10 protein-coding genes and 1 tRNA gene are annotated in these 9,908 nt (G+C 59.9%); 7 read left to right on the forward strand and 4 right to left on the reverse strand.

Features of this window, described 5'->3' with window-relative positions; all coding sequences use genetic code 11:
* Positions 1 to 8: 8 nt before the first annotated feature.
* A complete protein-coding gene (locus tag BLW36_RS07530) occupies positions 9 to 1,169 on the reverse strand; it encodes an NnrS family protein (RefSeq protein WP_139304836.1) in 1,161 nt (386 codons plus the stop codon).
* Positions 1,170 to 1,387: 218 nt separating this feature from the next.
* Positions 1,388 to 3,001, reverse strand: a complete 1,614-nt coding sequence (locus BLW36_RS07535; protein ID WP_091386659.1) for an MFS transporter — start codon at positions 2,999 to 3,001, stop codon at positions 1,388 to 1,390.
* Positions 3,002 to 3,288: 287 nt separating this feature from the next.
* Between BLW36_RS07535 and narL the strand changes: the two genes are divergently transcribed.
* Together narL and moeA are read left to right on the forward strand one after the other, a co-directional pair.
* On the forward strand, positions 3,289 to 3,942 hold the full coding sequence (gene narL / locus BLW36_RS07540) for a two-component system response regulator NarL (RefSeq protein ID WP_091386661.1): 654 nt from the start codon (positions 3,289 to 3,291) through the stop codon (positions 3,940 to 3,942).
* Between the two features lie 16 nt (positions 3,943 to 3,958).
* On the forward strand, positions 3,959 to 5,197 hold the full coding sequence (gene moeA, locus BLW36_RS07545) for a molybdopterin molybdotransferase MoeA (RefSeq protein ID WP_091386664.1): 1,239 nt from the start codon (positions 3,959 to 3,961) through the stop codon (positions 5,195 to 5,197).
* A gap of 211 nt (positions 5,198 to 5,408) precedes the next feature.
* Here the strand turns inward: moeA and BLW36_RS07550 are convergent, their stop codons facing one another.
* Positions 5,409 to 5,657, reverse strand: coding sequence for a hypothetical protein (locus BLW36_RS07550; protein ID WP_139304837.1), 249 nt, complete (start codon positions 5,655 to 5,657; stop codon positions 5,409 to 5,411).
* A gap of 67 nt (positions 5,658 to 5,724) precedes the next feature.
* On the opposite strand from BLW36_RS07550, the gene BLW36_RS07555 reads away from it, so the two are divergent.
* The 5 genes from BLW36_RS07555 to folE all read left to right on the forward strand — a co-directional run bounded on the left by BLW36_RS07555 (position 5,725) and on the right by folE (position 8,857).
* Complete coding sequence (locus tag BLW36_RS07555) at positions 5,725 to 6,444, forward strand: RNA polymerase sigma factor (protein WP_091386669.1); 720 nt, start codon at positions 5,725 to 5,727, stop codon at positions 6,442 to 6,444.
* A 51-nt stretch (positions 6,445 to 6,495) separates the two neighbouring features.
* The gene (locus BLW36_RS07560) at positions 6,496 to 7,128 is read left to right on the forward strand and encodes a hypothetical protein (protein WP_091386671.1); all 633 of its coding nucleotides are present in this window, start codon (positions 6,496 to 6,498) and stop codon (positions 7,126 to 7,128) included.
* A gap of 73 nt (positions 7,129 to 7,201) precedes the next feature.
* Entirely contained in the window at positions 7,202 to 7,543 is a 342-nt protein-coding gene (locus tag BLW36_RS07565) for a hypothetical protein (RefSeq protein WP_073272987.1), read from the forward strand.
* 1 nt (position 7,544) lies between these two features.
* Positions 7,545 to 7,964 (forward strand): DUF2231 domain-containing protein, encoded by a 420-nt coding sequence (locus BLW36_RS07570; RefSeq protein ID WP_091386673.1) that lies wholly within the window; start codon positions 7,545 to 7,547, stop codon positions 7,962 to 7,964.
* Positions 7,965 to 8,137: 173 nt separating this feature from the next.
* Positions 8,138 to 8,857 carry a GTP cyclohydrolase I gene (gene folE, locus BLW36_RS07575; RefSeq protein WP_244506161.1) on the forward strand — a complete coding sequence of 240 codons (720 nt, stop codon included), beginning with the start codon at positions 8,138 to 8,140 and terminating at the stop codon, positions 8,855 to 8,857.
* An 803-nt stretch (positions 8,858 to 9,660) separates the two neighbouring features.
* Here folE and BLW36_RS07580 read toward each other — a convergent pair.
* Positions 9,661 to 9,737: transfer RNA gene (locus BLW36_RS07580), tRNA-Met, on the reverse strand.
* Between the last annotated feature and the right edge of the window lie 171 nt (positions 9,738 to 9,908).

A 9,908-nucleotide genomic window follows, 5' to 3' on the forward strand; every position in this document is an offset into this window, starting at 1 on the left:
GTTCACTCCTAACCCGCCTGACCGTCGGCGCGCGGCGCCATCAGCATCGGTGCGTAGTAATACAAATACAATCCATAGCCGAGCAGCCAGCCACACACTGCCGCCAGCAGGCCGTTAGCGGCCGGGGCCCAGAAGATCCGCGCCAGTGCCGCCAGCACCAGCGCGGCAAAGGCCAGCGGCATCAGGCGCGGACATTTCAGTGTGCGGCCGGTGTGGCCGAGTGTGACGCGGCTGATCATCGCCAGGATCATGCCGCCGATTCCGCCAACGGCAAACGCGTGTAGTGCACCGCCCTCGAGCCCGGGGGCGATACCGGTCCAGGCGAGAAATGCCATCAGGAAGCCCAGCACGATGAACCAGTAGCTCAGGTGCAGCGACCACAGCAGCGGTTCGCGCCAGATCAGCGACGGACGCCAGCGCCAGCAGCGCGCCAGCTGCAGCAGCCCCAGTGCCAATGCCAGCCACCCCCACAAGGGTTTCGGCAAATTCAGGCCGACCGTGAGCAGCAGCGCCAGCACACTGATGTGGCTGCCGATTTCCAATGCAGCAATCTTGTCGCGCTGCGGCAGCTGAAAGCGCCGCGCAGTAAAAAAGGGAATCACCCTGCCGCCGAACACCGTGATCAGACCGGTAACCAGCAACAGTGTCACCAGACCCGCGCTGCGCTGCCACCCGGGTAGCAGCCAGTGGGCGGCGGCCAGTGCCGCGAACGCGATCAGCGCGGGAATCACAAACAGGTTGCGCCACTGGCGCACGGCGAGAATACGGCGGCCGGTAAGGGCGGCCGCAACCAAGAAGAAGCCGCTTTCCAGCACCACCGGCAGCCACAGCGGCACACTGGCGAACGCATAGCCGAGCCGCGCCGCCAGCCACAGCGCGCTCAGGGCAATCAGCGAGCGGCCGGTCGGCGCGCGCAGGCCGGTCCAGGTCTGCATGGCAGTGGTGATGAAGCCCACCACCACGGCACCGGCGAAACCGAACAGCATTTCGTGCGCATGCCAGGTGACACCGCCGCGCAATCCCGGCAGCGAAATACCGCGCAACTGCGCGAGCCATAGGCACAGCGCGATACAGCTCCATATGGCGGCACCGAGGAACATCGGCCGAAACGGCATCCGCCACAGGGGCAAGAGCGATTGTTCGCGCTCTCGGTCCATGATTTGCAACAAAACTCGACTCCATAAATTTCGCGGTGGCGACAGCAGATCGCACAACCCGCAGCGACGCTAGAGACGCCAGCAATTAGCCTGCGTCAAGGTTGCCGCCATCCTCGCTGGACGGCAGCTTAAAATACACAAATGCGCGAAAGTCCGCAGCGGTCTTTCGCGCTATAAAAAAAGGGGGAGTCAAGACTCCCCCAAGCAACAACACACGAGTGAAGTTCGGGTTACGGGTTGTAGAATTCCCCGTTCTTGCGCAGGTAGTACCAGTAGTTAACCACCAGGCACACCGCGTAGAAGATGGCGAAGCCGGCCAGGGCATACTCAGGCGTAGTCGCCTTGATCTGCTCACCGAACACCTTCGGAATATAGAAGGCGCCGTAAGCCGCCACCGCGGACGTCCAACCCAGTACCGGGCCCGCCTGCTCTTTCGGGAACACCATGGCGATGGTGCGGAAAGTCGAACCATTGCCGATACCGGTGGCCGCAAACAGTGTCAGGAACAGCAGGAAGAAGGGTACGAAGTAGTCTTCCGGTGAAGCCGACGCATATGCCGCCTTCATGTAGTAAGCCACACCCAGGGCGCTGGCCACCATGATCACCGCGCAGACCTGAGTCACCAGCGCACCACCAATGCGGTCCGCAATCCAACCACCGACCGGGCGGATCAGCGCGCCGATAAACGGTCCCATCCAGGCGTACATCAGCGCACTGGGGCCATTCGGGTTGATGGTATCGTGGGTCATGACGCCGTCGACCATCACGTGGCTATAGCCGAAGATCACCTTGATGGCCAGCGGGAAAGCCGCGGCGAAACCGATGAAGCTACCGAAGGTCATGGTGTAGATCACACTCATCACCCAGGTGTGCTTGTTGTTGAAAATACGGTACTGGCGATTGAGGCTGTTGCGAATATCGCCCGGCAACATCTTCAGGCCGTACACGGTACCGAAAATCACCAGCACCAGTACGATTTCCTTCGGTATCCCCCAGCCGGAGCCGTTGGCGCTTTCCGGCAGTATCAGCCACAGACCGATCAGAGCATTAATCAGGCCGATGCCGAGCATTAGGCTCATCTTGCCGAAGGTGCTGAGCGGGCTGCCAATATCCGGGGACACCTCATCGGTGCGGATATTGTTCATGCCAAACCAGGTCGCCAGTGCGAGCGGCACCAGCAGCAGCAGCCAGACAAAACCGGCATTCTGAATCCAGGATTCGGAACCGGCCGGCACCTTGCCGATCAGCGAGCCGGAAGAGTTCACCAGGATCATCGGATCGCCGCCCATAGCGCCGAAGGCACCGAAGGTCATGAACAGCGGCACGATGATCTGCATGGTGGTAACGCCGAAATTACCGAGGCCAGCATTCAGGCCCAGCGCCAGCCCCTGCTTCTCTTTGGGGAAGAAAAAGCTGATATTGGACATGGACGAGGCGAAGTTACCGCCGCCGAAACCACTGAGCAGCGCCAGCAGCTGGAACACCCACAGCGGCGTGTTCTTGTCCTGCAGTGCGATACCAGTGCCGAGTGCCGGTAAGAGCAACAGCGCGGTGGTAAACATGATGGTGTTGCGCCCACCGCACAGGCGAATAAAGAAACTGCTGGGAATCCGCAGCGTGGCGCCGGTCAGGCCGGCGATGGCCATCAGCGTAAAGAGTTCGGATTTGGCAATCGGGAATCCCAGGTTGAGCATCTGCACGGTGATGATGCCCCAGTAAAGCCAGACGGCGAAACCCGCCAGCAGGCTGGGAATTGAAATCCACAGATTGCGGTTAGCTATTTTTTTACCCCGGGATTGCCAGAACTGGCTATTCTCCGGGGACCATTCGTAGATATCAGACACAGTCTTGGCTCCTGGTCGGGTAGTAGTTGTTCTCCATTGCCACTATGGACACCACCTGACCAGCGCTCAATTACCATCAATAAGTACCCCCTTTTTTCCGCCCGCCGTTTTGGCGCCTTTCCAACGGCCCCAAAAACCGCCCACACAGCCGTAATCGCCGTGCGCCCGGGGCGCCCGCTGGCGCGCGATTACCTCCTAAGGGGTAGGCGGCGCTGCCAGCGTGTCGCCTGTGCTAGCATATTGGCCACTGACCAGACCCAGAAAGCAACTTCAACGCAGGAGCGATCATGTCCAGTCCCGCAAGAGTCATGATGGTTGACGACCATCCCCTGTTTCGCAAAGGGCTGATGCAACTATTCAGTCTGGAGCCGGGCCTGGAGCTGGTGGCGGAGGCCAGTAGCGGCGAGGAAGCGGTGCAGCTGGCCGAGGAATGCGATCCCGATATCATCCTGCTCGACCTTAACATGCGCGGCATGGACGGCCTGGATACATTGCGCGCAATGCGCGCCGCCGGCGTGACCGCGCGCATCGTGATGCTGACGGTGTCCGACAACAATGCGGACGTGGTGGCCTGTATCCGCGCCGGTGCCGACGGTTATCTGCTGAAGGACATGGATCCCGAGGACATCCTCGAGCAGGTTCTGGCGGCGACCCACGGCAAGATGGCCATCAGTCAGCGCCTGACCGAAATTCTCGCCTCGGCACTGCGCAAACCCGACAAAACCGGTGCCGATACGCTCTCCACGCTGACGAGCCGCGAGTACCAGATATTGCAGCTGATTGCCGACGGGCTCAGTAACAAACTGATTGCCCGCGAACTCGACATCAGCGATGCCACCGTGAAGGTGCACGTGAAGCACCTGCTGAAAAAACTCGGCATGCGGTCCCGGGTGGAGGCCGCTGTGTGGATGGTCAATCAAAAGCGGTCAGAATCTACCTGACCCCCCGGAGTACCCCATGAGTGACTGCTGTTCCCAGCCCGGTCTGATGCCTGTCGAAGCGGCCCGGGCTGCCCTGCTCGAAGACCTGTCGCCGGTCGCGGGCACCGAATCGATCCCGCTGGCTCAGGCCACCGGCCGCGTGCTGGCCGAATCGGTCGCCTCCACTGTCTGCCTGCCGCCGTGCGACAACTCCGCGATGGACGGCTACGCGCTGCGTTTTGCCGACCTGGAGAGCGACAAACCGCTCGAACTGATCGGCTATTCGTTTGCCGGCAAGCCGTTCGAAGGTATCGTCAATCCCGGCACCTGCGTGCGTATCATGACCGGCGCCGCCGTGCCCGATGGCGCTGATACAGTAGTGATGCAGGAACAGGTTACGGCACAGGGCGAGTCCATTTTCCTCACCGGCAAGGTGCGCGCGGGCGACCATATCCGCCGCCGCGGCGAGGACGTGGCCGAGGGCGAGACACTGCTGGACAGCGGTGCGCGGATTTCGGTGGCCCATATCGCCCTGCTGGCCGCGGCCGGCATCGGCGAGGTGACCGTGCGCCGGCGGCCGCTAATCGCCCTCTTCTCCACCGGCGACGAACTGCGCCAGCCCGGCGAACCACTGGGCAAGGGTGATATCTACGACAGCAACCGCGTGGCGCTGCTGGCCGCGCTGGCGGAACTGGATCTCGCAGTTCTCGACCTGGGCATTCTGCCGGACGACAAAAACGTAATCCGGGACAACCTGGCTCGTGCCGCCCGCGAAGCCGACGCGATTATCACGTCCGGCGGCGTATCGGTGGGCGAAGCCGACTACACGCGGGAAGTGCTGGAAGAGATGGGGGAAATCGGTTTCTGGAAAGTCGCGATGAAACCCGGCAAGCCGTTCGCCTACGGACGCCTGCAGGGCACGCCGTTCTTCGGTCTGCCCGGCAATCCGGTTTCGGCACTGATCACTTTCCAGCAATTGGCGGTGCCGGCGCTGACCGTCATGAAAGGCAGCGCCTGGGCGGCTCCGGTAACGCTGCAGGCCAAGCTACAGAAACCGGTGAAGAAAAAACCCGGCCGTACCGACTTCCAGCGCGGCATCTATCTGCGCGACGAATCCGGCGGCCTGCGGGTCGAGCCGGTTGGCGCCCAGGGCAGCCACATCCTCTCCGGCCTCGCCGACGCCAACTGCCTGATCGTACTGTCGCGCGACAGCGGCAATGCCGACGCGGGCGATATCGTCGACATCGAGCCGCTGGCGACTCCGCTGGGTCTCTAGTCTTTTCTGAGTTTTCCGGATTTATTAACCCGGCGATAAATATTGCCGGGTTAATAATGGTTGATGGGGTGCCTTCGCCCCACCAACCTGATACCACCCTCAGGTGGTCGATAGCTCGCCCGCTTAGTTGAGTTCTTCTGCGAAATGCGGCAGTCCGTAACCGAAGGATCACAGCGAATTGCTCTCCTATTTTTCTTCCATGTCCTCCCACTCATCCAGGCGTCTGCGGCAATGAAGTGCTGGACGCTGCCGTGGTTATCAGCAGGATGGCCTGTATTGATGTCACGCTGATTGCCTTTCTGAGATGAGACCAGATGCCGCCCTTGACGCGCTTGCGCAGAGAGACAGGCAAATGGTGCACCTTGCGATCCAGCGCCACTTCCTGGGCCCACAAAAAAGATACAAAAAGGGCACTGCGGTTCACGATTGAACCCGAAAGTTTTTCCAGCAAATTTGTCACCTTTTCTATTCCGTTGCGTCTATTAGAGTAAGAACCGCGAAAAAATCATAGACGGGAGGAATTCAGCGTGACCGATTCGGCAGCCGACCCACGGGAGCCACTAACCGATTTAAGCGATGCTGATTTGGTTGAGCGGGCTCGCCGGGGGGACGGGCCGGCCTTCGAACTCATCGTACGCCGCCACAATCAGGCACTGTTTCGTGCGGCCAGGGCGGTGCTAGACGATGAGGACCAGGCCCAAGAAGCAGTGCAAGAGGCCTACCTGAACGCCTTTACGCACCTGGATTCCTATCAGGGGCGCGCGTCACTCAAAACGTGGCTGATCCGCATCGCCGTCAACCAGGCTATCAGCATCAAGCGCCGCCAGCGCCCGGTGGTATCGCTGGACGAGAAGATCGCTGTTCTTCAAAGCAAGCAATCCGAGGAGGACGGCATGGCATCATTTATCGCCGACCAACATACCCCGGAAACGGCAGCCGACCGCCAGGAAATGCAACACCTTCTGGAACTCGCTATCCGGCGCCTCCCGGAAATCTACCGCAGTGTCTTCATGCTTCGGGCAGTGGAAGGCCTGTCGGTGGCCGACAGCGCATTCTGCCTCGATATCAACGAGGCGCTGGTCAAAAAACGCCTGTCGCGAGCGCGCGATCTGCTCCGCCAGGATCTGGCACAGCGGATGGAAGCCCGGGCGTCCGATGCCTTTGAATTCGCCGGCAAGCGCTGCGACGCCGTCACTGCTCATGTAATGGCTGAACTGGCTCGCCAGGGAATGACTCAGCCGGTTTGACCCGGCACTTATCCACGACACTGTTGAAGAAACTGAAAAAGGAGAGAATCCATGAAAGCCACAACCATTGTTTTTGCCGCCGGCCTGGTTGCGTTTTCCGCCAGCCCCGCACTGGTGATTGCCGCCGACCAGGGGCCAGCCGCTAAACGAGCACAAGTTGCGATGAATATGTTTGGCGGCCCCTCCTATCATGGCGAGCCGGCGCTGGCGGTAACCGCCGCATTGGTCAAAGCCGGTGGCGGCGCCGACAACTTCAGCTTTGCCAACGCCCTGGTGGCCATGCTCGGGGAAGACACCGTGATTGCTGAGGTATCCAAGCTTACCAAGCAATACGGTGAAGATGAGGTGAACACCTTCATAAGTGGGATGGACATAGCCATCGCCTACAGCCTTAAGCGTGCCACTGAAGCCGGTATCAGTCTGCCCGAGCCGGCCGATCTCTCGGGCGCTGCACTAGCGAAGACTCTAGTAAAGGCTGGCGTCACTGCGGATGGCACTTTCTGGAGTGGTTACCTCTTCGACAAGGCAATTTCTCACCAGCTGCACAACCAGGTGATGGCGGATATCAATGCCGATGTCGGCTATCAGGCCGACAAGACCACCCATAAGATTCTCAATCAAGCCATGTACGACGTGGCGCAGGCGTTGGGAATGAGTGATGTAAAGCTGGCTGAACAGCACTGACATGACACTGCGGCTGCCTTGTCGCCCTGCGGCAGTGCAGCCCCTGATAACCTACAAACATAGAGGAGACCGCATGTTGGTTTTTGCTTTGAGTAGCTTCGGCCTGGCGGCCATTGGGGGACTGGTTCTTGCCAGCCATATCTTGCGCGGCAGATTGGCTCCCTGGTTCCTGTCGCTGGGGCATGCCCTGCTGGGTGCGATCGGCCTCGTCACCCTGATTCTCCTACTGTTGGGTGGAGATAATAGCGGCCAGCGCCTGATTGCCGCCTTTGCCCTGCTGTTGGCGGCAGCCCTCGGCGGCTTCTTTCTAGCCTCCTTCCACCTGCGCAGCAAACTGGCACCCAAGGCTGTGGTGATACTGCATGCCGGCCTTGCGGTAATCGGTTTTCTGATCCTTCTGAGCCTGGTGCTCTGACATGGGTCACCGCCTGCATCCCGCGCTGGTGCATTTTCCGGTCGCCTGCTGGTCGCTGGCCGTGGTGGCGGACTTCGCTGGGTTCTGGTTCGGCGAACCCGCCTGGCGCTGGTCGAGCGGGCTTCTCGCAGTGGGTTGTGGCACGGCCATTGTAGCCATGCTCGCGGGCATACTCGAACTGGCATATGTGCCCGAAGGCCCCGCGATGCGGATTGCTTACTGGCACATGGGGGCGATGCTCTGCGCCTGCGCCCTATTCTGCACCCGCCTGCTGCTGCGACTGGAGGATTTGCGCGCGCTGGAGCCGAACACCGTGTCCCTGCTTCTGGATGCCGGCGGTTTCCTCTGCCTGACTGTCGGTGGCTGGCTCGGTGGCAAGCTGGTTTATCACCACGGCGTCTGGCGCTCCGACAGCCATTGACCCGGTAACCCAAGCGGTTGACGGGTCATTGCGACAGAGGGACGTGCCCCCACCGACCCAAATCAACACGAGCCCGCGGAATACCCACAGATCCGAATATCTGCGCCGGCATTGCCGGGTTAAAAACCTGCGTGCACACCACCCCGACAAACCATTGCTTGAGGAATCAACACGTGCTGCTCGAATCTGTATTCCAGGAACCTACCACAGCGCCGGAAGTGGGCGTGTCCGACCGCATCCGCCATCGCCTGATCGAGGCGGGGCAGCGCTTCCACGCCAACGACAACATCGCCGCCTTTATCCATGACGGCGAACTGGATGAATTGCGCACAGAGGTTGAACAGAAGCTTCAAGGCTTGCTGCATGCGCTGGTAATTGACACCCACAGCGACCACAACGTCGCCGATACCGCGAAGCGGGTCGCCAAAATGTTCGTGCACGAGGTGTTTCGCGGCCGCTATGAAAAGGCGCCGGCGGCTACGACATTTCCGAACGTTTCCCAGCTCAACGAACTGATGATCGTCGGACCGGTTACGGTGCGCAGCGCCTGTTCGCATCATTTGTGCCCAATCCTGGGCAAGGTGTGGATTGGCGTGCTGCCCAATGCGTCGTCCGACCTGATCGGCTTGTCCAAGTACGCACGCCTGGCCGAATGGGTGATGAACCGGCCGCAGATTCAGGAAGAGGCCGTGGTCATGCTGGCTGACGAACTGGAGCACCGCCTTCAACCAGATGGCCTGGCGATCGTCATGGAGGCCAGCCACTTCTGCATGCACTGGCGTGGGGTCAAAGACAATGACGCGTTGATGCATAACTCTGTCATGCGTGGAGCGTTCTTGAAAAACGCGACGCTACGGCTCGAATTTCTGAATTTGCTTGGAAACCGTCGTTGACTGTCCGGGTTTATTTCATCGGCCGAATCCATCCGGTGGGTATAGCCTCCGCGTAACAGCAGGAGACTTATCGCGCCCGAGTATGCTATTCGACTGCCCGCCCACGGATCAAACAGATTATCGAGGGCTTGGCCGACCCGATATTCTACGGCTCGAGCCCATCAGCTATTGTCTGGGCAGACTAACGGATTAACACAATCTCAGCTGACGTGTGCGCCGCATGAAGTCTCCATGCAACGATGCCGAACAAGCTCCTCGAAGGGCTGTGCCACCAAAACTGGCCGTGGAGAACATTCTAAAATCGTGGCCGGGACCCAATTGGCCGGGGCGGTAGGCGTAGCCCATCACCGTCTCAGTGAACTCGCCCCGTAAGCTCTTGCTGTCGGGATAAGCTAATTTCCCGATATAGATCTTTCAGAGATTGGCATGAGTGTAACCAGCCTTGCCTTAAGGCTTAGTTCAGCGACACCTGGCCGCAAGCAAAAAGTTGCTCGGCACAGAGTTGGCGCACGAAATCTTCGAGCATAAAAAAACGGAAAAGGCCGATCAGTAAATTACCGATCGGCCTTTTGAAATGTGGTAGCGGGGGCAGGATTTGAACTTAAGACCTTCGCCCGGCTATGCCGGCCAGAGGTAGAAAGGGAGCCCGGATCGTCGGGCATCGACCTCAAAACTACCGACGGAAGAATTTGGTAGCGGGGGCAGGATTTCAACCTACGACCTTCGCCCGGCTATGCCGGCCAGAGGCAGAGAGGGAGCCCGGATCGTCGGGCGTCTACCTCCAAACCACTGGCGGAAGAATTTGGTAGCGGGGGCAGGATTTGAACCTACGACCTTCGGGTTATGAGCCCGACGAGCTACCAGGCTGCTCCACCCCGCATCAACTCTGCACAATTGAATCCTGGTAAAGTTTCAACTGCCGGTGCTGAGCACCGAAGAGGCTGCGCATTCTAGTGATAGCCTCCCCGGAAGTCCAGACGCCGATGGGAAATGGTTGAAATTAATTTCAACTCCAGGCCAATTTCCTGTTGTTATCCACAATGCGTGAACG

The organism is Microbulbifer marinus (assembly GCF_900107725.1).
Taxonomy (GTDB): domain Bacteria; phylum Pseudomonadota; class Gammaproteobacteria; order Pseudomonadales; family Cellvibrionaceae; genus Microbulbifer; species Microbulbifer marinus.

Excerpts from the sequence above, each read along its gene's own strand:
- narL (WP_091386661.1), top strand. The coding sequence starts at position 3,289 with ATGTCCAGTCCCGCAAGAGTCATGATGGTTGACGACCATCCCCTGTTT.
- BLW36_RS07570 (WP_091386673.1), top strand. The coding sequence starts at position 7,545 with ATGGGTCACCGCCTGCATCCCGCGCTGGTGCATTTTCCGGTCGCCTGC.
- BLW36_RS07560 (WP_091386671.1), top strand. The coding sequence starts at position 6,496 with ATGAAAGCCACAACCATTGTTTTTGCCGCCGGCCTGGTTGCGTTTTCC.
- moeA (WP_091386664.1), top strand. The coding sequence starts at position 3,959 with ATGAGTGACTGCTGTTCCCAGCCCGGTCTGATGCCTGTCGAAGCGGCC.
- BLW36_RS07565 (WP_073272987.1), top strand. The coding sequence starts at position 7,202 with ATGTTGGTTTTTGCTTTGAGTAGCTTCGGCCTGGCGGCCATTGGGGGA.